Source organism: Flagellimonas marina (genome assembly GCF_042651185.1).
In the GTDB taxonomy this organism is placed as follows: domain Bacteria; phylum Bacteroidota; class Bacteroidia; order Flavobacteriales; family Flavobacteriaceae; genus Flagellimonas; species Flagellimonas marina.
This window is the reverse complement of record NZ_JBHSCL010000004.1, coordinates 1,092,545-1,114,077: the sequence shown is the minus strand read 5'-3', so window position 1 is coordinate 1,114,077 and position 21,533 is coordinate 1,092,545. Positions and strand designations below refer to the sequence as shown.

Below are 21,533 nucleotides of genomic sequence, written 5' to 3'. Positions count from 1 at the left end.
TATGGCCATAATTTATTGCTTAACTCCCCCTCTCAAATTATAAGATGGATTTTTATGCCACTTGTTTTTATTCCAGAAATGGGTGAAATTAGATACTCACTTTACAGTATTTGACACTCACTCAAAATGACATTTTCGGCCGCGATGTCATTTCGACATGAGGAGTGCAACGACGATTGAGAAATCTAGATTTCTCACACTCCCTCCGGTCGGTTCGAAATGACGCACCACAATAATTCGTGAAGATTTGTGCCATTTGTGTCGGTCTATAGACCACTGAAAGATTGTACATTGTCAACCACTTGCTTTTCAGCTAGAAATAGGTGAAATTAGGAGGCAACTATATTTCATAACACACTAACCCTATAACCCAGAAAAATGAAAAAAATAGTATTCGCCCTGCTTGTCACCTCGTTTTTAAGTCATGCGCAAGTAGGGGATCAGCCCATAATAGACATGCACCTACATGACTATACAGAGCAAACGTATTTTACCGCACCTGCGCCAGATGGAACAATGGCCCCAAAGGACTACAAAACCTATAAGGAAGAATTGCTTAAAGCCCTAAAGGAGAATAATATTCAAAAAGCGGTAGTCAGCACTATTGGAGGACCAAATACATGGGATAATGATGGAATTATGATACCTGGATATTATACCAATTCCCCGCCAAATGACACCATTGCTTTTAAGGAACTTATTGAGTCCGGAAAATTGAAGGTTTTTGGAGAAATAGGAGCTGTTTATGATGGGCACACCTTGTCTGACCCGGAATTTGAACCCTTTTTAAAAATTTGCGAACGGTATGACATCCCCGTGGCTGTGCATACGGGCGGAGGCCCCATGAACATTACGTACAGGTGCTGCCCAAATTTTAGAATACGATTTGGAGATCCATATACCATTGAAGATGTCCTTGCCAAATTCCCTAAATTGAGAATTTACATGATGCATGCCGGCGAAGTTTTTTACGAAAATGCATTGCGACTAATGCTTCAATATGCCCAATTGTACACGGATTTAGGGGTTATACTTTGGGTGGACAAGCAACCAATGGATTATGCAGAACAATTTTTAAGGAAAGCCAAAAAATATGGCTTGATGGATAGGATCATGTTTGGATCTGACCAAATGGTGTGGCCACACGCCATTGAAAAAAGCATAAACCAATTAAATAGCTACGACTTTCTGAATGAAGAAGATAAAAGGAAGATATTTTATGACAATGCAGTACGGTTTTTACGATTGAAGGAATGATTATATTAAATCTATAGGCCCTAAGCCTGATTCACGCGTCTTATTTTTTTAACCCAGAAATGGTTGAAATTGAATAAATGCTTTACACGAGTTGGCACTAACTCGAAGTGACAGTTTCGGCCGCGATGTCATTTCGACATGAGGAGTGCAACGACGATTGAGAAATCTGAACAAAAATAGATTTCTCGTCGCTTCGCTTACTCGAAATGACACCCTCCAACATTCGTGATGATTCTTGTGATTCCTGCCTACGCCTGACATGCTTATCTATAGTTTTTCATTTTAAACCTGCGTATCTTTGTAGCATGGAAAACGGCAAGAAAATTATTCTTTTCGACGGCGTATGCAATCTTTGCAACGGGTCCGTTCAGTTTGTTATCAAGCGGGACAAGAAGGACGTGTTCCGCTATGCGGCCTTACAAAGTGAAATTGGTGAAAAACTGGTTTCAGAACGCAATATTGATACGAGCCAAGTGGATTCCATCATTCTCATTGAACCAGGTGTGGCCTACTATACAAAATCGGATGCAGCCTTGGAGATTGCCCAAGAATTGGGTGGGTTATGGAAACTGAGCGCCATTTTCACGTGGATTCCCACTTCATTTCGGAATGCCATTTACGACTTTGTGGCCAAGAATCGTTATAAATGGTTTGGCAAACAAGAGTCGTGTATGATTCCCACCCCTGAATTGAAGGCCAAGTTTTTGGGTTAACTGCCTTTAACTTGATCTAAATGATCGTCCCACTCTTCCACATGGGGATCTCCCAATTTACCAACAGATTTGGCCACCACCATGGAGACCATGGCATCTCCGGTTACATTTACAATGGTCCGGCACATATCCAACGGGCGATCCACCGCAAAGATCAAGGCTAGACCGATAGCCAGTTTATCCGAAGGGAAACCAATGGATTCCAGTACAATCACCAACATCACCATCCCTGCTCCTGGAACGGCCGCGGAACCAATGGAAGCCAGTAGAGCGGTTAAAATAATGGTCAATTGGCCTGAAAAAGTAAGGTCAAACCCAAGCGCCTGCGAAATAAAAACCGCGGCAACACCTTGGTACAAACTTGTTCCATCCATGTTGATGGTAGCTCCTACGGGCAATACAAAACTGGATACTTCCTTGTCCACACCAATATGTTCTTCAACACGTTCCATGGTCACTGGTAAGGTGGCTGCACTGGAACTGGTGGAAAAGGCCAATAGCTGTGCCGGGCTCATCTCCTTTAAAAACCAAAACGGATTCTTTTTGGTGTATGCCGTTACCACAATGGAATAGAATACTATCATTAAAAATAGTCCCAAGACCACAACACCGGCATATTTTAATAGAGCCAATAATAAATCAGGATCACTGGAGGAAACCACAACCCCGGCCAACAAGGCAAAAACAGCATAAGGTGCGGTGAGCATAATCAAATCCACCATCTTTAAGACCACATCATTCAAGGAGTCAAAGAAATCCTTGAGGGGTTTTGCACTCTTCTCCCCAATCAACAACATGGAAATCGCCAATATAATGGCAAAGAAAATCACTTGGAGCATAAGAGCATTATCACTCATGGCCGAAAAGGCATTGTCAGGGACCATATCAACCAAAAATTGCAAGGGGCCGCTTTCTTTTTGTCGACTGGCTTCCTCCAACTTAGACGTAACTCCCGCATCCCCGGCATAAGTATCGGTAAGTTTTGTCACCGTTTCTTCGGAAATCCCATTGCCTGGTTTTATGACATTCACCAAGAGCAATCCAATGGTGATGGCCACCACGGTTGTTACGATATACGTGCCAATGGTACGTAAACCAATATTCTTGAATTTTGATATATCCTTGAGGTCGGAAATCCCCTTGACCAACGACGCCAAAATCAGCGGAATCGCAATCAGTTTAAGTAGTTTTACAAAAATGGTTCCCAAAGGTTGGATCCAATCTGATACAAAATCTATACCCCAAGTTACTTGGGTCATTGCAAATCCGAATAGGATACCTAGAAGCATCCCAATAAGAATCTGCCAGTGCAGTTCGAGTTTACGCATGAGTAGTTTTTAGGAAAGGAAGATAGTATTTTGGCGCGAAACGCCCTAATGCTCCTAAATTTTATTGGTTCGGGCCAATAGCGTAAAATCCGCCAAGACCAATGCTGCCATGGCTTCCACAATAGGCACCGCTCTGGGCACCACACAGGGATCATGCCTTCCTTTACCTTGGGTGGTCACGGGTTCGCCTTCTTTATTGATGGTCTCATAGGATTGCAATATCGTGGCCACGGGTTTAAAAGCTACATTGAAATAGATGTCCATCCCATTGCTGATACCCCCTTGCACTCCTCCACTTCGATTGGTTTTTGTAGTGCCGTCTGGATTAAAGGCATCATTGTGTTCGCTACCTTTCATCTTGATGCCCTCAAAGCCGCTCCCGTATTCAAAGCCCTTTACCGCATTGATGGAGAGCATGGCCGCTCCTAAAGTAGCATGGAGCTTATCAAAAACCGGCTCGCCCAAACCAATGGGTACATTTTGCGCAACACAGGTAATGACACCGCCTATGGTATCCCCTTCTTTTTTAATGGATTTGATGTAATCCTCCATTTTTTGGGCCATCTCTGGGTCCGGACAACGTACCGGATTGGATTCAATCAATGAAAAGTCCAATTCTTGATACGATTTTCCCATTTTTAATTCCCCAACTTGGGAGACAAACGCATTGATTTGAATATCGCTCAAAAATTGTTTGGCAATGGCGCCGGCCACTACCCTACTTGCAGTTTCGCGGGCCGAACTTCGACCCCCGCCTCTATAATCGCGAAAACCGTATTTTTTATCGTACACATAATCTGCATGCGAAGGTCTGTATGAATCCTTGATGTGGGAGTAATCTTTGGATTTTTGATTGGTATTATGAATGGCAAAGCCGATGGGCGTACCTGTGGTCTTTCCTTCAAAAATTCCTGAATAGACTTCAACCGTGTCAGGTTCTTTGCGTTGGGTAACAATTGCGGATTGACCTGGTTTTCTTCGATTTAATTCCAATTGGATTTTTTCGATATCCAATTCCACCCCAGCGGGGCATCCGTCCAACACGCCGCCAATGGCTTTTCCATGTGATTCACCAAAGGTGGTCAACCTAAAAAGTTCTCCAAAAGAATTTCCAGCCATCCGGTATAAAAATTAATGGTTGCCCAAAGGTAGATGTTCTCAGCCGAATTCAAAAGTAACTCCTTTAGTTAATCTTTAAGTAACATAGGTTTTATGGACTTCATGTTTTATTAACCATATCCTCATGAATTATTGATTTGAAATTGATTTTAAGTTTATTCCTACACCGTTATTTTGCATACAAACCCTATTCATTTGAAAAAAAGGAAGATAGAACTGGCGGTTATTTCAGATGTCCACCTTGGAACCTATGGCTGCCATGCTGATGAACTCATTGCTTATCTTAACAGTATTCAGCCTAAAAAACTCATTTTAAATGGCGATATCATCGACATTTGGCAGTTTAGCAAACGTTATTTCCCGCCGTCCCATTTAAAGGTTTTGAGAAAGGTAATTGGAATGGCCTCAAAAGGCACAGAGGTTTACTATATCACTGGAAATCATGACGAAATGCTTCGTAAGTTCAGTGATACTTCAATGGGAAACTTTAAAATCATGAACAAGCTAGTGCTCAATCTAGATGGCAAAAAAGCATGGATCTTCCATGGGGATGTGTTCGATGTCTCCATTCAAAATGCAAAATGGTTGGCCAAGCTGGGTGGGTACGGGTATGACCTTTTGATTTTGATCAACAGCTTTGTGAATTGGTGGTTGGTAAGGTTGGGGCGCGAAAAATATTCCTTGTCCAAGCGTATCAAAAATAGTGTGAAGGGTGCGGTAAAATACATCAATAATTTTGAGAAGACTGCGGCCGACCTTGCTATAGAAAATGATTATGATTACGTGATTTGTGGGCACATCCATCAGCCTAAAAAAGAGCATTACGAAAATAAATATGGTAGCTGCACCTATCTTAATTCAGGAGATTGGGTAGAGAACCTCACTGCCTTGGAATACTCCTTCAAGCGCTGGAGAATATACCATTACAACCATGATAGACTATCCCCCTTCTTTGTGGATGAAGACCTTAAGGAGATGGACATGAACGAACTTATTGCCTCAATCACCGATAAGGAAGTGGACATGGAGGAAATCAACCAAGAAGATTTCTTTATTGAAAATCCCTTGGAAGACGAACCAACGAACGAACCCAACAAAAAAGGTCTAGATAATCAAGGCTTTACGCAGGATTGACACCGGATGCTCCGCATTCCTGTTGGTGCCATCCTTAATTTGATGCCTACAGCTGGTTCCATTGGCAGCAATCAAGGTGTTTTTCTCACTTTTTTCAACGGCTGGGAATAATTTTAAACTCCCCACCTTCATACTGGTTTCATAATGCTCTTTTTCATAGCCAAATGAACCTGCCATACCACAGCAACCAGAGGAAATGATTGTAACCTTATAGTTTTTAGGAAGATTCAATACATCAAAGGTCACTTTTTGATCGCTCAACGCCTTTTGATGGCAGTGGTTATGAATTTTCACCGTACGCTCCTCTTCTGTAAAACTCTCATTAGTAATATGACCTTGAGCGATTTCTTTTGCCAAGAACTCCTCAATCAACAAAGATTGAACCGCCAGCTTGGTCAATTTAGGTCTATCGTCATGGAGCCTTTGGTACTCATCCCTAAACGATAGTATGGCCGAAGGTTCTAGTCCAACAATGGGAATGTTCTTTTCTAGATATGGTGCTAGTTTCAACATGTTTTTGGACACCAACTTTTTAGCTTGCTTTAAAAAACCTTTGGATAAATAGGTTCGTCCGCTTTCGGCATAGAAGAGTTCCACATCATAGCCCAATTTGCACAAAAGCTCAATGGCATCCTTACCTACTTCAATGTCAAGATATTTGGTGAACTCGTCCAAATAGAGCACCACTTTCTTCTTGGAAAGGTCCGTGTTTTTCAGATTGAATTGTTCCAAATGTCGTTCAAAATTGAAGTTGTACACCTTGGGAAAACTTCGCTCGGAAGCTACGCCAGCGGTCTTTTTCAAGAATCCGCCCAAAATTTTGGACTCATATACGGCATTGGTGATACCCGAAATCTTACTTCCCAAAGCATTCACTTTGGTGTTATGGGCAAACAGTTTGCTTCGCAAAGGATACCCGTTGGATTCTTGATACTGATAGAGGAATTCCGCTTTTAAGGTGGCCACATCAACATTGCTGGGACATTCACTGGCACAGGCCTTACAACTTAAGCACAGGTCGAATACTTCCTTGAGTTCTTTTTGGTCGAACCGATTGGTTTTGTCAGATTGAGTCAAAAATTCCCGAAGTGCATTTGCCCGTCCCCGAGTTGTGTCCTTCTCATCTTTAGTGGCGTGGTAACTCGGACACATCCCTCCAGACATGGTATGGTTTTTTCGGCAATCCCCGCTTCCATTACATTTTTCAGCCGCTTTCAAAATACCCTCACTGTCCGAGAAGTCCATAAAGGTTTTTACCTCAGGCTCCTGTCGGTCCACCTCGTATCGAAGCGATTCATCCATCGGGAAAGCATCCACAATTTTACCGGGATTAAAAATATTGTTCGGGTCGAACATCTTTTTAACCCGTTTCAACAGCTCGTAATTGGCATCGCCAATCATCAACGGGATAAATTCAGCACGAACAATACCATCTCCGTGTTCCCCACTAAAACTTCCTTTGTATTTTTTGGTGAGCTTGGCCACATCGGTGGTAATGGAACGGAACAACACCACATCTTCCGACTTTTTTAGATTAAGGATAGGTCGTAAATGCAATTCTCCGGCTCCAGCATGAGCATAATATACCGCTTGCTGGTCATACCCCTTCATAATTTGGGAGAACTCCATGATGAAATCCTTCAAATCCTCCAAAGCAACCGCCGTATCCTCAATACAGGCCACCGCCTTTCGGTCACCCACCATGTTCCCAAGCAAACCAAGACCTGCCTTACGCAATTCAATGGCTTTATTGATGTCATCACCCATTAAAATGGGATTTGCATAGCTCAAACCTGATTTTTCAATAGTTTGTAGCAATTCCTTTAGTTGCGATTCAAGGTCTTCTTCGGAATAAGCTTTTAATTCCAACATTAAGATTCCGGCGGGATCACCATCCACAAAAAAACGATTGGCCAACTGTGCCCTGTTGTTTTTAGTACAGTCCAGAATCACCTTGTCCATCATCTCACAGGTATGCAGGTTATGCTGCATCACTGGCGCCACATCGCTCAAACAATCTTCCAAGGTTTTGTAGTGCGTGGCCACCATGGCGGACAATGGTGGTGGTAAATCATCCAATTGAAGGGTGATTTCGGTGGTAAATGCAAGGGTTCCTTCGCTTCCGGCCAACAATTTGCAGAGGTTGAAGTCCTCTTTCTCACTTCCGAAGAGATTATTTTTCAAAAGTTCATCCACCGCATAGCCTGTATTTCTTCGGTGTATGCTGGGTTTTGGGAACTCGGCCAGAATATTTTTTCTGTTCTCTCCATTGGAAAGTTCTTGTTCCAAGGATGCGTAAATCTTACCTTCCAAAGTGTCTTCCTGCTTTTTGGCATCAAAAGTTGCTTTGGAAATGTCCGAGATTATTGCTTCACTTCCATCCGAAAGCACACAGTGCATTGCTATGACCTTATCCCGGGTTACCCCATACTGAATGGAAGTGGTACCCGAAGAGTTGTTGCCCACCATCCCTCCTATCATGCATCGATTGGAAGTTGAGGTATTCGGTCCAAAAAATAGACCGAATGGTTTTAAATATTGATTGAGTTCGTCACGGACAACTCCTGGCTGAACTTTTATCTGCTTTTTTTCTTTGTCCAGTTCCAATATTTGAGTGAAATGCCTGGAAACATCCACCACAATACCATCACCTACACACTGCCCTGCCAATGAGGTTCCAGCGGTTCTGGGTATTAGCCCAACCGTATGGGCATTGGCGAACTGAATCAGTTTTTTGAGGTCCAGTGTATTTTTAGGGTAAGCCACTGCAAGAGGTCGCTTTCTGTACACCGAAGCATCGGTGGAATATAATGCTCTGCTGAGGTCATCCACCATCAACTCCCCCTGTAGTTCTTCAGAAAGGGCTTTTAACAAATTTTTATTCAATTTGGAATACTTTTTGGGAACCAAAATGGTTTAACAAACGTAAATGTAGTTACAAAACTATCTCTAATTTTTAACTTAACGAGTAAACTTATGAAGATTACCACATTATTTGCTGCGCTTTTTTTGTTTGCAACAGCTTCCGTTAGTGCACAGGAAATTTCCGAGCACGCCCTAGGTCTCCGTTTGGGTGACAGCGACGGTTTTGGGGCCGAAATATCTTATCAGAAATCCATAGGTAGATATAATCGGGCAGAGTTCGACCTGGGCTGGCGTGATAGTAGAAACTTTGACGCTTTTAAACTTACCGGTGTTTATCAATGGGTACATCAACTGGATGGAAATTTTAACTGGTTTTACGGTGTAGGTGGTGGATTGGGTAGTGTTGATTTTGAACCAAACCCCAATTTTGACGACGACAATGATGGTCTTTTTGTGTTTGCTGCCGGTGATATTGGTGTGGAATACAATTTTGACATACCCCTGCTCATTTCATTGGATTTTAGACCTGAAATCGGACTAGTGGGCTATGATGGATTCGACAATGATTTTGACTTCGATATCGCCCTGGGAATTCGATATCAATTCTAACAAATAGCATAATTCTGAACTCACCCTTGACTTTCATAAGGTCAAGGGTTTTTTTATGCAATAAGTTATGAATACCTTAGCGGCTTAAACAACGAGAAATGAAAAAAGTATTTGCAATTGTGCTGGGAGTTGTGTTCTTGGCATCATGTGGTTCAAAATCCGATGGATATACGCTAAATGGCAAGGTTGACGGCGAATTGGAAAATGGCACGCCAGTATACCTAAAAACTACGGATTCCATCAATCAATTGGTTGATATAGACACGACCACGGTTGAAAACGGTGTCTTCAGTTTTAAGGGCACCCAAACTGAACCCAAACTACACTACATATTTTTAGAAGCCAACAGAGGCAACGTTCCTTTCTTTCTGGAAAACGGAGAAATCGACATCCAGTTCCAAAAGGATAGTATGAACTATGCAAAGCTTAAGGGTACTCCACAGAATGAGCTTTTTATGGACTTTTTGGATGAATCCAGAATCCTTTCCGATAGGGCCATGTCCATGCAAAATGATATGAGAACTGCTGCGCAACAGCGCGATACCGCAACAGTCAATGCACTTCGGGAAGAATTTATTGAATTCCAAGAAGAGGCAAAAAACTTCAACGTAGACTTTGCCAAGAACCATCCAGATGCTATGATTTCAGTGTTGATCATTGGAAATCTAATGATGAGCAAGGCACTTCCTGCGGATGAAATCAAAGCACTGTTCGAAGGACTATCCCCAGAAATGAAGGCCACCAAGCCTGCCATGGAGCTAAAAGAACGTTTGGACAGTATGAAATCCACAGAAATTGGTGCCGTGGCCCCAGATTTTTCTGCTCCTACGCCAAGCGGTGAACCCTTGGCCCTTAGCGAGGTCACCAGTAAAGGCAAACTTACTTTAGTGGACTTTTGGGCTGCATGGTGCAGACCGTGCCGTATGGAAAACCCCAATATTGTATCCGTTTACAATAAGTACAAAGACAAAGGATTCAACGTGCTTGGCGTTTCTTTAGATACCCGTGCCGAAGATTGGAAAAGCGCCATTGAAGCCGATGGATTGGCATGGAACCATATATCCAACCTAAAGCGTTTTCAAGACCCCATAGCAGAAATGTATAATGTTGATGCCATACCTGCTGCTTTTTTATTGGATGAAAATGGAGTCATCGTGGCCAGGAACTTGCGCGGAGCTGCTTTGGAAGAAAAAGTGGCAGAACTTCTCAATTAAGACAAGATACTTTCAAAATAGAGAAGGTTCAGGTTTTACTTGAACCTTTTTTTATGGTTTAAATTTTACCCATCTTCTCCAAAACAAAGAGAATCAGAATAGGAACAGCCAAAAGAACAACTATAAAAGTATCCGTTACAAACAATTCTGGCCTGAACAACAACGTAGTGGCATAACCCCCAATGGCACCGCCAAAGTGGGCTGTATGGCCAATGTTGCCCAGTCTGCTTTTCATTCCGTAAATGGAATAGAGCAAATAAGCAATTCCCAGAACGTAAGCGGGCAATGGAATGGGAATGAACATTATCCCAAGTTGCATATCAGGATTCAACAGAATTGCAGCATATAAAATACCCGTGACGGCACCACTGGCCCCAACGGCACTGTAGTAGGGTTCATCCTTATGGAAAAACATGGCCAAGAGGCTTCCGGCAAGCAGGCTGATGAAGTAAATGATCAAAAACTTTCCGGGTCCAAACCAATTAATGACCACATTGGCAAAAAAATACAGGGTAAACATGTTGAAGAACAAATGGGAAATATCAACATGCAAAAAGCCCGATGTAACGGTTCTTTCCCGTTGTCCGGCACGTATGGCACCAATACTGAATTTATATCGGTCAAAAAAAATGGAGTCGCTAAAGCCGCGCAAGGACACAATTACATTGGCTGCAATAATGCCAATGGTTGCTATATGTAAATTGAACATGGTAACTCAGGTTTGGATTCAAATATAGCTATATTTGCACACAAGAATTACCAATGCAGCTAGTAGTTTATATCCTTTCTTATCCTTTACTCTGGTTGATTTCCAGGTTGCCTTTTAAAATCCTTTATGTCATTTCTGATGGAGTCTATGCCCTCCTCTACAATGCCATAGGATACCGTAAAAAAGTGGTGCGCAACAACTTGGCCCTTGTGTTTCCCGAAAAATCGGAAGAAGAGCGTTTATTGATAGAAAAGGAATTCTACAAACATTTCTGTGATATGTTTTTGGAGATGATAAAGACCTTGGGAATCACCACTGAACAAATAAAAAAAAGGTATGTTTTCACCAATGTTGAGGTTTTTCAAAAACTTGAAAATAGTGGTAAAAGTGTTATGATAATGATGCCCCATTATGCCAGTTGGGAATGGGTTTTCTCATTAAATACGCTAATAAGCTCAAAAGCTTATGCCATATATCAACCCATCCAAAATAAATATTTTGATAAGTTGGTCCGAGATATACGGAGCAAATATGGCACTACATTGATAAAGACCTCTGAGAGTCGAAAAATTATAGCCGATTCAAAAAAAGCATCCGAATTGATTACGGTCGGGATTATTAGCGACCAATCCCCTATGTTGAACAGAGCAAGACATTGGGCCAAATTCATGGGCATTTTGGTCCCCATACATGTTGGTGCGGAGGAAATCTGTAAAAGCACCGGTATGGTTCCGGTATACCTGAAGGTTAAAAAAACAGGGCGCGGATACTATGAAGCCACCTTTAAAGTTTTGACTGAAAATCCTAACGAAATACCGGATTATGAGATTTCAGAAGCGTTTATGAACGAAACAGAGAAAGCTATTCTTGAGGCACCTGAATATTATTTCTGGACACACAAACGTTGGAAACACAAAGATAAAGCTCCCAAAGCCCTACAAAATTTTTAAGGTTATATAAAACAGCCACTTTCTTTAACGTAAATGTGCCTTAAATGGGTGTTGGTCGAAATTTTATAGACTTTTTTTCCAAGTTTTCTATTTTCTGTACCAACTAAACAAACCCACATGGAATTTTTAGAAACCCTTTATAACGAGGTCATTGGCTTTCTGGGCATCTCGCAGGCCTTGGAAATTCTCCGCTCTGGGGATTATTCTACCTTTACCACGTACGACGGTATTGTTTCCCTAATCTACCCCATTATACCTCTCTTGCTCATTCTTGAACTTATTTTGGGGTTCATCTACAAAAAACCCCAGGCCAAGGTCTACAAGGTAAATTTCCTTATCTACATCTTCAATCGGTTTGTGGGTCGGTTCATTGCCATTGCCATGGTCGCCCTTTGTATTGGACTTTTTCAACAATACGCCCCGTTCCAGACCACAATGACGTGGTATTGGTTCATTTACGGGTACATTGTTTGGGAACTGGGTCATTTTGTCTATCACTATCTGGGTCATAAAGTTCGATTATTCTGGTGTTTACATTCCACGCACCATGCCCCCGAGGACATGAACTTATCCGTGACCCATGCACATTTCTTTTTGGAAGCTCCGTATGCTGACACCATTAGGACCACCGTTTGCATTCTCTTGGGCGTGCAACCGGAAATGTTGTTCCTTATCATGTTCATTGACGGCACGTATGGTGCCTTCATCCATATTGGAGAAAATATATTGAAAAATGGTCGCTTGGGCTTTTTGAACAAAATTATCCTGACCCCATCGCACCATCGGGTGCACCATGCCAAAAATCCACTCTATATGGATACCAATTTTTGCAATCTGCTCAACATTTGGGACAAGGTCTTCAAGACTTATCAAGAAGAGCAGCACCATATCCAGATTGAATACGGCATTACACGCGAGATGGATTCCGGAAATTTTCTGGATGTATATTTTGGTGAAATCGTGGCCTTGGCCAAAGATGTCTGGAACGCTCCCGGCATCGGCAACAAGTTTCGGTATTTACTGATGCCCCCGGGCTGGAACCATACCGGCAATCATAAAACAGCGAAAGTAGCACGTAGCGCCTATTTGGAAAGCGCCAAAGCCAATTGACCCCAAAATGTCTAAAGGGTTCTGTAAGAACAGGCAAAATCTTATACTTTTCTTAAAAAGGAAGCTTGATCTAAGGATGTTTTATACATTCAGCACAATTCAAACTTCAAAAAATGAAACAGTTAGCTACACTCTTGCTCTTAGGTTGCTTTGCACTTTCTTATGGACAACAACCTCCAAAAGACATTCCCCAAGAAACCTTGGAAGCCATCAAAACTGATGTATGGATTCCCTTTATGGAAGCTTATGACCAATCCGACTCCCAAAAATTAAAATCCATCCACACCAAGGATATTGTTCGAGTCACATTGGATCAAAATCAGGTAGAGACCGGAGAAACCTATTTAGAGAGTTTCGGAAACTTTGTAGAGAGTGTAAAATCCAGAGGTGACCATGTTAATATTGCCTTTGCTGTAGTTTCCACGGCCATTAACGACAACTATGATGTAGCCCACCAAACCGGGTATTATCGGTTCAGCTCTAAACGCAGTGGTGAAGAGGCCTTTACAGTGAGAGGCTATGGCGAATTCAATGTAGGTCTTCGCAAAGAAAACGGTTCATGGAAAATATGGCTGGATTCGGACAAACGCATCCAGCTCTCTCCTGAAGATTTTAACGCGCAAGAAATCGTTTATGAATTAGGAAAATCCTAGCTCAACCCCGCCACCTCCTTTATTTCATCAATAATTCGGTCTGCAAGATTGTTCGCCGAGTCCTGTGTTTTGGCTTCGGTGTAAATTCGGATAATGGGCTCGGTATTGGACTTGCGTAAATGCACCCAGTTTTCAGGGAAATCAATCTTTACCCCATCAATGGTGGATACTTCTTCGTCTTTATACTTGTTGTGCATGGCTTCCAATAGGGCATCCACATCCAATTCTGGGGTGAGTTCAATCTTCTTTTTGCTCATAAAATAGCTTGGGTAGCTGGCCCTGAGTTCGGCCACGGTTCCGCCCCGCTCTGCCATCAACATTAAAAAAAGAGCCGTTCCCACCAAGGCATCCCGTCCATAATGACTTTCAGGATAAATGATGCCTCCATTTCCTTCTCCGCCGATAATGGCTTTGTTGGCTTTCATTTTAGCTACCACATTCACTTCGCCCACAGCAGCGGCCTCATAGGTTCCCCCATGTTTTTCAGTAACATCCCGTAAAGCCCTTGAAGATGACAAATTAGAGACCGTATTTCCTTTGGTCTTGCCCAAAACATAATCAGCGCAAGCTACCAGTGTATATTCTTCGCCAAACATTTCCCCATCATTGCTGATGAATGCCAAACGGTCCACATCGGGGTCAACCACAATACCAAAATCGGCCTTTTCTTCCACAACTTTCTTGCAAATATCCCCTAAATGCTCCTTTAAAGGCTCTGGATTATGGGGAAAATGACCCGTAGGGTCACAATACAGCTTCACCACTTCCACGCCCAATTCTTCCAATAACTTGGGAATGGCAATGCCTCCTGAAGAATTTACGCCGTCCACGACCACTTTAAAACCAACTTTTTTTATGACCTCTGCATCTACCAACGGTAGTGCCAATACTTCATCCACGTGAATGTCCATATACGAATCGTTTTTGGTGATTTCGCCCAAATCATCCACTTCAGCAAAATCAAAATCCTCTTTTTCTGCCAAGGCCAAAATTTTGGCACCTTGCTCAGCATCCAAAAATTCTCCCTTCTCATTCAACAGTTTAAGCGCATTCCACTGCTTGGGATTATGACTTGCAGTAAGAATAATCCCCCCATCTGCCTTTTCAAGTGGTACAGCAATTTCAACGGTTGGTGTGGTAGACAAACCCAAATCAATCACATCAATTCCAAGCCCCACCAAGGTGGAGACCACCAGATTTTGAATCATTTCACCCGAGAGTCGGGCATCCCTTCCAATAACCACGGTGAGCTTATCTTTGTTGGCGTACGCTTTTAACCAAGTACCATATGATGCTGCAAACTTAACAGCATCCAATGGAGTAAGGTTGTTATTTGTTTTGCCACCTATGGTGCCTCGTATTCCCGAAATTGATTTGATCAGTGTCATAAATTGTTAAAAAAGTTTTTGCAAATATAGCGGGGCATTCGGTAATCCATGTTTTGAATTTGTAAATTTCGACAGAAAAGAAAAAGCCCCGATGAACTTCTTGGCACATATTTATTTGTCCTTTGATGACGAAGAAATCACTTTGGGGAATTTTTTTGCCGACCATATTCGGGGGAATAAGTACAAGCACTTCCCGGATAAAATACAAAAAGGAATTCTCCTGCATCGTGAGATAGATACCTTCACCGATTCTCATCCCATTGCCAAAAAAAGCAGCAAACGGCTCCATAAAAACTACAGCCATTACAGTAGGGTAATTGTGGATATTTTCTACGACCATTTTTTAGCCAAAAACTGGAGTGAATATTCTCAGGTACCGCTTGAGAATTATGTGGAAAATTTTTACGACTTATTGGAAAACAATTATGAGATACTTCCACTGGGTACCAAACGACTGATGCCCTACATGATTGCGGACAATTGGTTGTTGAACTATGCCAATCTTAACGGGATAGATCGAGTTCTCAATGGTATGAACCGAAGGACGAAGAACAAATCCAGGATGAATTTTGCCATCATGGACCTTGAAGAACACTATTCTGATTTCGAAAATGAATTCACCGCTTTTTTTAAAGAATTGATTACCTTTTCCCGGCAAAAATTTATTTCCCTATGCGAAGACTGATCCTCTTTCTGCCCCTCATCCTATTCATTCATTGTAAACAACAACCAGCTAGCCCAACCGGACTGGTCACTGAAAAGGCCATGGTGGTCTCCGCACGTGAGGAAGCTTCCCAAATTGGGGTTGCCATCATGGAAAAAGGAGGGAACGCTTTTGATGCTATGGTTGCCACCGAACTCGCCTTGGCGGTGGCTTATCCCTATGCTGGAAATCTTGGCGGAGGAGGTTTTATGGTCTATAGAAAGAAGAATGGGGACCTTGGTGGATTGGACTACCGGGAAAAAGCCCCACTTGGTGCCCATAAGGATATGTATCTGGATTCCCTTGGGAATGTAATTCCTGACATGAGCACCTTGGGTGCTACAGCAGTGGGTGTACCAGGCACGGTAGCCGGGGTAATGGAGGTGCACAAAAAATTCGGGTCTCTTCCCCTATCGGAAATTTTACAGCCGGTAATCAATTTGGCCAAGAAGGGGGTTGTAGTCACTCAGAAACAAGCAGAAAGATTAAAAAGTTATAAAGAGGCCTTTATAGAAGTAAACGGAGACAGTACCAAGTTTGCTGCCTATTTTAAAGAAGGGGATACCATAAAATATCCCGAACTGGCCAGTACCCTGCAAAAAATCCTTGATAATGGAAGAGATGGTTTTTATAAGGGTGAAGTTGCCCAAAAACTAGCCGCTTTTATTCAAGAAAGCGGCGGTTTTATCACCGAAGAGGATTTGGCCAAGTATGAAGCCAAATGGAGAGACCCTATTGTTTTTGATTATAAGGATATCAAGATTATTTCCATGAGTCCACCCAGTAGCGGTGGGGTCACCATCAATCAGATTTTTAAGATGATGGAACCGTATCACCTATCCGATTTTGGCCATAACTCTGCCAAGACCATACAATTGTTTACTGAAGCTTCGCGACGCGCTTATGCCGACAGAAATTATTTTTTGGGTGACCCTGATTTTGTGGACATTCCGTTGGACAGGCTTTTGGATGACACCTATCTGCAAACAAGAATGGCCGACTTTTCCTTTGATAAAGCTACACCTTCATCTGAAGTGAGTTATGGTGAGGTGGAGATTGTTGAAAGTGCTGAAACCACCCACTACTCCATTGTGGATAGTGAGGGTAATGCCGTTTCGGCCACTACCACCCTAAACGGTGGGTATGGCTCAAAACTTTATGCTGCAGAACTGGGCTTCTTTTTGAATAATGAAATGGATGATTTCAGCGCCAAACCCGGAGTTCCCAATATGTTTGGACTGGTAGGGGCCGAAGCCAACAGCATCGCGCCGGAAAAACGAATGTTGAGCAGTATGACGCCTACTATTGTGGAAAAAGATGGGGAGTTGTATATGGTCGTGGGCACCCCCGGGGGCTCAACCATCATCACAGCGGTGGCTCAGACCATTCTCAATGTATATGAATTCAACCTGAGCATGCAGGAGGCCGTGAATGCTCCTCGTTTCCATCACCAATGGCTACCTGATGTAGTTATGTTTGAAGAAGAAGGTTTTTCCAATACTTTAAAGACCGAACTAGAATCCAAAGGCTACAAAATCTTGGAAGGCCGTACCCCGGTTATCGGAAAAGTAGATGCCATTCGCGTACTGCCCAATGGCAAATTGGAAGGTGGCGCTGACAAACGCGGCGACGATACGGCAGTTGGTTTTTAAATTCTATACTATGGGTATGCATTATGATGTGGTAGTACTTACCGATTCGAGGTACATCAATCCTAAAAAACAAAGCGTTTATATCGATAATGTGCTCTTGGAAGACCGATTGGTTCTGGAAGCTCTACAAAATCAAGGGTTGAAGGCTATTCGTAAATCATGGGACGATCAAGAATTTGATTGGTCCTCTACCAAATATGCCCTCTTCAGAACCACTTGGGACTATTTTGACCGCTTTCCCAAGTTTGCCAAATGGTTGGAGACCACTTCACAAAAAACCCAATTTATCAATTCCAAAAAGCTCATCCATTGGAATATTGACAAACACTATCTGCAAGATCTTTCTAAGGCTGGGGTCACCATTCCAAAAACCTATTTTGTGGAATCGGGTACACAGATCACCTTGGAAGAAGCTTTTCAACATGCAATAAATACGATGGGATTTCAACCTTCAGAATTTATTTTGAAGCCCTGTGTGTCCGGTGCAGCCCGGCATACGTACAAAATCAAGAAAGAATCCATTGAAGCACATGAGGCTGTATTTCAGAAATTGATTTCCGAAGAAGCCATGATGCTACAAGAATTTCAAGAGAATATTATAAAGGAAGGAGAAATCTCCATGATGGTCTTCAATGGAGAGTTCACCCATGCCGTATTAAAAGTTGCAAAACCGGGTGATTTTAGGGTGCAGGACGATTTTGGAGGAACCGTTCATCAGCATGAACCTACCCAAGAACAAATTGACTTTGCCACGAGTGTGGTACATGCCGCTCCTGAGCTTCCCATATATGCCCGTGTAGATATTTTTAAGGACAACGATGACGATTGGGCCTTGGCCGAACTGGAAATCTTTGAGCCAGAACTTTGGTTTCGACTCAATCCCAAAGCGGCAGATATTTTGTCACAATCTATAATGAAATCGTATTTTTAGTTGTGCTCTTCAGGTTCCTGCCCAGAGTTATGATTATATTTAATCCAGTAAATTATCAAAATGAAAAAAATAGCATTCCTAATATTGGGAATAACATTGGGGTGCACAGCACAAGAAAAAGCTGCACCAAAATTAGTAGCCGAAAACGACGCATTTTACAATTATCTTGATAAGAATGCTGAAATAGAGATTTTGGCCGAAGGCTTCACTTGGTCCGAAGGACCAGTTTGGATTAAGGAAGGGGGTTATCTTCTCTTTTCTGATGTTCCCAAAAACACCATTTTTAAATGGAAGGAAGGTGAAGGAATTTCCGAATTTTTAAAACCTTCAGGGTACACCGGCGTGCTGCCCTACAGTCGTGAACCGGGCAGTAATGGTCTTACCATAAACAACAATGGTGAGTTGGTCGCCTGTGAACATGGTGACCGCAGAATCACCCGAATGCCATTGGTTGGAGGTGGAAAATTCACCTTAGCCGACACATGGCAAGGCAAACGGTTTAATAGCCCCAATGATGTGGTCCAAGCTTCCAATGGAACGTATTATTTTACCGACCCACCTTACGGCTTGCCCAAGCAACAGGATTCAGAAATTCGGGAAATCGATGCCTTTGGTGTTTACAGAATAGGAACCGACGGTAGTGTGGAAATGGTAATCAGCAACCTTAACCGTCCCAATGGCGTAGCGCTTTCCCCAGATGAGAAAACACTCTATGTGGCCCAATCAGATTTCAATGCCCCTTATATTATGGCGTACAACATACAAGATGATGGCTCTGTGGATGAAGGAAAAGTGTTTTTTGATGCCAAAACTGTATTAAAACCCGGTTTAAGGGGATTGCCCGATGGCTTGAAGGTAGCCAAAGACGGAACTATATTTTCCACAGGTCCCGGTGGTGTTCTGGTCATTACTTCGGAAGGCAAATACTTGGGAAGGATAGAAACAGGTCAACCCACGGCCAACTGCGCTTGGGGCGATGATGGTTCGGTACTTTATATGACCGCCAATAATACGTTGATGCGAGTTCAGACCAAAACGGTCGGTGATGGGTTTTAACTATTTGATTTGACCCATCTGCTTTTTTAATTCCTCCATGGATTGCTGCAATTGTTTCAGTAGTCCAGTTTCTGTAGTGGCGTCTATATTGAAAGTAAGTTTGCTACTTACTTCCCATATTTCCTGAATTTGGAAGGGTTTAATATCGTAGGGAGGATACGATTCGTTCAAAGAAACCAAGGTAATATTGTTGGAATTTGGTTTACGCTCAATTTTCTTTACCATCACCGAATCTTGAAGAACCACCACATACATTTTATTGGGGCTCACATGGTCAATATGCTCAATGGCACGCGCCAATACCCAATCATTGGGCCGTAAATTGGGCAACATACTGTCACCTTCTACCTGAAAACCACGATACGTAGCATTCCGAAACTCTGGAATGGGCATATCAAAAGCTGGAAGTTGTTGGTACCAACTCGTGTCTGTAATATTTTGAGGATACCCCGCAGCGGCTTTGGCATTGACCAAGACCATATTATCTTGATCGGAACTATCTACAGTGACCACTTTTGGAATTACACTGGTTTTGGAGGTGTCCAAATGTTTTTGGTCACTATCGCCAAAAAGCCACAGTGGGTTTATTTTGAATTGCTTTAATAGCTCCTCCACTACTTTCCCTGACAATTTGGTCCGGCCCCGTTCAATATCCGCAGTCGTGTTCTTCACCCCCAACAACTGGGCAAACTCAGTTTGGGTATAGCCCAATTCCCTTCGAATATCAATAAACCGTTTTAGTGTAAGTTCGTTTTCCACAATTCAAATATATACATTTTGGATTATTTCCAAAAATAAATTTGGATTATATCCATTTATTGGAATATTTCCATATCTTTGATTGGAATATTTCCAAGTTATGAACTTTGACAGAATTCGAGAAAAGCTAAACATCCTTGCAGACGCCGCCAAATACGACGTGTCCTGTGCCAGTAGTGGCAGCGACCGGACCAACAAGAACAAAGGGTTAGGGAACGCTTCACGCATGGGAATTTGCCATAGTTATACCTCAGATGGTCGCTGTATCTCCCTATTAAAAATTTTATTGACCAACCACTGCATTTTTGATTGCGCCTATTGCGTCACCCGAAAAAGCAACGATGTCAAACGTGCCGCATTTAAGATTCAAGAGGTGGTTGATTTGACTATTAATTTTTACCGAAGAAATTATATTGAAGGACTTTTTTTGAGTTCGGGAATCTTCAAAAGCCCCGATTACACCATGGAGCGTTTGGTGGCCGTGGCCAAAAAATTGCGGGAAGAGGAAAACTTTAATGGGTACATTCATCTCAAATCCATCCCCGGAGCCAGTGACGAACTCATGTATGAAGCTGGTTTGTATGCAGACCGGCTTTCGGTGAATATTGAAGTGCCCACCATATCAGGTTTAAAATTATTGGCTCCTGATAAGAAGCATGAAGATTTCACCAAACCCATGCTAAAAGTCAAAAATGAGATTGTACGATACAAGTCAGAGAAAAAAATCATCAAGAGTACACCTAAATATGCCCCTGCGGGGCAAAGTACCCAAATGATCGTGGGGGCGTCTGGGGAGACGGATAAAGATATCATGTACTCAGCGACGTATTATTATAAAAAATATGCGATGCGAAGGGTATATTATTCCGGGTATGTGCCGGTGGCAGATGATGCCCGCCTTCCGGCCATTGGCTCGCAAGTCCCCATGCTTCGGGAGAACCGATTGTATCAAACGGATTGGCTATTGCGCTTTTACGGCTTTGCCGTGAATGAAATTTTGAACAATAACCATCCCAATTTAGATATGGAGGTAGACCCCAAACTTTCATGGGCTTTACGCAACCTGCATCACTTTCCTGTGGATGTAAACGTAGCGGATAAGCGGCTTTTGGCACGCATTCCCGGTGTTGGCATGCAATCCGTTGAAAAAATAATAAAAGCTAGAAAGTTTCGAAAATTGAACTGGGACCATCTCAAGAAAATTGGAGTGGCCCTCAACCGTGCCAAATATTTTATGGTGTGCGATTCCCGCCATTGGGAGCGCCGTGATTTGGATGCGGAGAAAATTAAAGGTATGATTCTACAGACTTCGTCTGGCAAGTTTCGGAATCAGTACAGTACACAATTGTCATTGTTCAATTGACAATGAGCAATGAGCAATGA

Annotated in this window: 19 protein-coding genes; 13 read left to right on the top strand and 6 right to left on the bottom strand. The window is 42.6% G+C overall.

Annotated elements, in window-relative coordinates:
* Positions 1-378 precede the first annotated feature (378 nt).
* Together ACFOWS_RS08555 and ACFOWS_RS08550 are read left to right on the top strand one after the other, a co-directional pair.
* The gene (locus ACFOWS_RS08555) at positions 379-1,257 is read left to right on the top strand and encodes an amidohydrolase family protein (protein WP_379763515.1); all 879 of its coding nucleotides are present in this window, start codon (positions 379-381) and stop codon (positions 1,255-1,257) included.
* Positions 1,258-1,562: 305 nt separating this feature from the next.
* Entirely contained in the window at positions 1,563-1,970 is a 408-nt protein-coding gene (locus tag ACFOWS_RS08550; protein ID WP_379763513.1) for a thiol-disulfide oxidoreductase DCC family protein, read from the top strand.
* Here ACFOWS_RS08550 and ACFOWS_RS08545 read toward each other — a convergent pair.
* Entirely contained in the window at positions 1,967-3,298 is a 1,332-nt protein-coding gene (locus ACFOWS_RS08545; RefSeq protein ID WP_379763511.1) for a dicarboxylate/amino acid:cation symporter, read from the bottom strand. The genes ACFOWS_RS08550 and ACFOWS_RS08545 overlap by 4 nt on opposite strands.
* Positions 3,299-3,352: 54 nt before the next feature.
* Positions 3,353-4,417 (bottom strand): chorismate synthase, encoded by a 1,065-nt coding sequence (aroC, locus tag ACFOWS_RS08540; RefSeq protein ID WP_379763509.1) that lies wholly within the window; start codon positions 4,415-4,417, stop codon positions 3,353-3,355.
* Positions 4,418-4,612: 195 nt separating this feature from the next.
* Here aroC and ACFOWS_RS08535 point away from each other — a divergent pair, with 195 nt between their 5' ends.
* Positions 4,613-5,551, top strand: coding sequence for a UDP-2,3-diacylglucosamine diphosphatase (locus tag ACFOWS_RS08535; protein ID WP_379763507.1), 939 nt, complete (start codon positions 4,613-4,615; stop codon positions 5,549-5,551).
* Here ACFOWS_RS08535 and ACFOWS_RS08530 read toward each other — a convergent pair.
* A complete protein-coding gene (locus ACFOWS_RS08530) occupies positions 5,522-8,437 on the bottom strand; it encodes an FAD-binding and (Fe-S)-binding domain-containing protein (RefSeq protein ID WP_379763505.1) in 2,916 nt (971 codons plus the stop codon). The two genes, ACFOWS_RS08535 and ACFOWS_RS08530, sit on opposite strands and share 30 nt — an antisense overlap.
* 90 nt (positions 8,438-8,527) lie before the next feature.
* Between ACFOWS_RS08530 and ACFOWS_RS08525 the strand changes: the two genes are divergently transcribed.
* Together ACFOWS_RS08525 and ACFOWS_RS08520 are read left to right on the top strand one after the other, a co-directional pair.
* A complete protein-coding gene (locus ACFOWS_RS08525) occupies positions 8,528-9,025 on the top strand; it encodes a hypothetical protein (RefSeq protein WP_366589301.1) in 498 nt (165 codons plus the stop codon).
* 98 nt (positions 9,026-9,123) lie between these two features.
* Positions 9,124-10,239 (top strand): TlpA disulfide reductase family protein, encoded by a 1,116-nt coding sequence (locus ACFOWS_RS08520; protein ID WP_366589303.1) that lies wholly within the window; start codon positions 9,124-9,126, stop codon positions 10,237-10,239.
* A 58-nt stretch (positions 10,240-10,297) separates the two neighbouring features.
* On the opposite strand, the gene ACFOWS_RS08515 is transcribed toward ACFOWS_RS08520, so the two are convergent.
* Entirely contained in the window at positions 10,298-10,948 is a 651-nt protein-coding gene (locus tag ACFOWS_RS08515; protein WP_366589305.1) for a rhomboid family intramembrane serine protease, read from the bottom strand.
* Between the two features lie 53 nt (positions 10,949-11,001).
* Between ACFOWS_RS08515 and ACFOWS_RS08510 the strand changes: the two genes are divergently transcribed.
* From ACFOWS_RS08510 to ACFOWS_RS08500, 3 genes are all read left to right on the top strand, one after another.
* Entirely contained in the window at positions 11,002-11,898 is an 897-nt protein-coding gene (locus tag ACFOWS_RS08510) for a lysophospholipid acyltransferase family protein (protein WP_379763503.1), read from the top strand.
* A 117-nt stretch (positions 11,899-12,015) separates the two neighbouring features.
* Complete coding sequence (locus tag ACFOWS_RS08505) at positions 12,016-13,008, top strand: sterol desaturase family protein (RefSeq protein ID WP_379763501.1); 993 nt, start codon at positions 12,016-12,018, stop codon at positions 13,006-13,008.
* Between the two features lie 113 nt (positions 13,009-13,121).
* Positions 13,122-13,661, top strand: coding sequence for a DUF4440 domain-containing protein (locus ACFOWS_RS08500; RefSeq protein ID WP_379763499.1), 540 nt, complete (start codon positions 13,122-13,124; stop codon positions 13,659-13,661).
* Here the strand turns inward: ACFOWS_RS08500 and glmM are convergent.
* The gene (gene glmM, locus ACFOWS_RS08495) at positions 13,658-15,049 is read right to left on the bottom strand and encodes a phosphoglucosamine mutase (protein ID WP_379763497.1); all 1,392 of its coding nucleotides are present in this window, start codon (positions 15,047-15,049) and stop codon (positions 13,658-13,660) included. The genes ACFOWS_RS08500 and glmM overlap by 4 nt on opposite strands.
* A 91-nt stretch (positions 15,050-15,140) precedes the next feature.
* Between glmM and ACFOWS_RS08490 the strand changes: the two genes are divergently transcribed.
* From ACFOWS_RS08490 to ACFOWS_RS08475, 4 genes are read left to right on the top strand one after another with little or no spacing between them, the layout of a single operon-like run.
* Positions 15,141-15,734, top strand: a complete 594-nt coding sequence (locus ACFOWS_RS08490; RefSeq protein ID WP_379763496.1) for an acyl carrier protein phosphodiesterase — start codon at positions 15,141-15,143, stop codon at positions 15,732-15,734.
* The gene (gene ggt / locus ACFOWS_RS08485; RefSeq protein ID WP_379763495.1) at positions 15,722-17,404 is read left to right on the top strand and encodes a gamma-glutamyltransferase; all 1,683 of its coding nucleotides are present in this window, start codon (positions 15,722-15,724) and stop codon (positions 17,402-17,404) included. Before ACFOWS_RS08490 ends, ggt begins: the two co-directional genes overlap by 13 nt.
* 10 nt (positions 17,405-17,414) lie before the next feature.
* Positions 17,415-18,335, top strand: a complete 921-nt coding sequence (locus tag ACFOWS_RS08480; protein WP_379763494.1) for an ATP-grasp domain-containing protein — start codon at positions 17,415-17,417, stop codon at positions 18,333-18,335.
* 60 nt (positions 18,336-18,395) lie between these two features.
* Complete coding sequence (locus ACFOWS_RS08475; protein ID WP_379763493.1) at positions 18,396-19,391, top strand: SMP-30/gluconolactonase/LRE family protein; 996 nt, start codon at positions 18,396-18,398, stop codon at positions 19,389-19,391.
* Here ACFOWS_RS08475 and ACFOWS_RS08470 read toward each other — a convergent pair whose 3' ends face one another.
* Entirely contained in the window at positions 19,392-20,150 is a 759-nt protein-coding gene (locus ACFOWS_RS08470) for an XRE family transcriptional regulator (RefSeq protein WP_379763492.1), read from the bottom strand. It abuts the gene before it with no gap.
* 100 nt (positions 20,151-20,250) lie between these two features.
* Between ACFOWS_RS08470 and ACFOWS_RS08465 the strand changes: the two genes are divergently transcribed.
* Positions 20,251-21,513 (top strand): putative DNA modification/repair radical SAM protein, encoded by a 1,263-nt coding sequence (locus ACFOWS_RS08465; RefSeq protein ID WP_379763491.1) that lies wholly within the window; start codon positions 20,251-20,253, stop codon positions 21,511-21,513.
* Positions 21,514-21,533 lie beyond the last annotated feature (20 nt).

Excerpts from the sequence above, each read along its gene's own strand:
- ACFOWS_RS08555 (WP_379763515.1), top strand. The coding sequence starts at position 379 with ATGAAAAAAATAGTATTCGCCCTGCTTGTCACCTCGTTTTTAAGTCAT.
- ACFOWS_RS08550 (WP_379763513.1), top strand. The coding sequence starts at position 1,563 with ATGGAAAACGGCAAGAAAATTATTCTTTTCGACGGCGTATGCAATCTT.
- ACFOWS_RS08545 (WP_379763511.1), bottom strand. The coding sequence starts at position 3,298 with ATGCGTAAACTCGAACTGCACTGGCAGATTCTTATTGGGATGCTTCTA.
- aroC (WP_379763509.1), bottom strand. The coding sequence starts at position 4,417 with ATGGCTGGAAATTCTTTTGGAGAACTTTTTAGGTTGACCACCTTTGGT.
- ACFOWS_RS08525 (WP_366589301.1), top strand. The coding sequence starts at position 8,528 with ATGAAGATTACCACATTATTTGCTGCGCTTTTTTTGTTTGCAACAGCT.
- ACFOWS_RS08520 (WP_366589303.1), top strand. The coding sequence starts at position 9,124 with ATGAAAAAAGTATTTGCAATTGTGCTGGGAGTTGTGTTCTTGGCATCA.
- ACFOWS_RS08515 (WP_366589305.1), bottom strand. The coding sequence starts at position 10,948 with ATGTTCAATTTACATATAGCAACCATTGGCATTATTGCAGCCAATGTA.
- ACFOWS_RS08510 (WP_379763503.1), top strand. The coding sequence starts at position 11,002 with ATGCAGCTAGTAGTTTATATCCTTTCTTATCCTTTACTCTGGTTGATT.
- ACFOWS_RS08505 (WP_379763501.1), top strand. The coding sequence starts at position 12,016 with ATGGAATTTTTAGAAACCCTTTATAACGAGGTCATTGGCTTTCTGGGC.
- ACFOWS_RS08500 (WP_379763499.1), top strand. The coding sequence starts at position 13,122 with ATGAAACAGTTAGCTACACTCTTGCTCTTAGGTTGCTTTGCACTTTCT.
- glmM (WP_379763497.1), bottom strand. The coding sequence starts at position 15,049 with ATGACACTGATCAAATCAATTTCGGGAATACGAGGCACCATAGGTGGC.
- ACFOWS_RS08490 (WP_379763496.1), top strand. The coding sequence starts at position 15,141 with ATGAACTTCTTGGCACATATTTATTTGTCCTTTGATGACGAAGAAATC.
- ggt (WP_379763495.1), top strand. The coding sequence starts at position 15,722 with ATGCGAAGACTGATCCTCTTTCTGCCCCTCATCCTATTCATTCATTGT.
- ACFOWS_RS08480 (WP_379763494.1), top strand. The coding sequence starts at position 17,415 with ATGGGTATGCATTATGATGTGGTAGTACTTACCGATTCGAGGTACATC.
- ACFOWS_RS08475 (WP_379763493.1), top strand. The coding sequence starts at position 18,396 with ATGAAAAAAATAGCATTCCTAATATTGGGAATAACATTGGGGTGCACA.
- ACFOWS_RS08465 (WP_379763491.1), top strand. The coding sequence starts at position 20,251 with ATGAACTTTGACAGAATTCGAGAAAAGCTAAACATCCTTGCAGACGCC.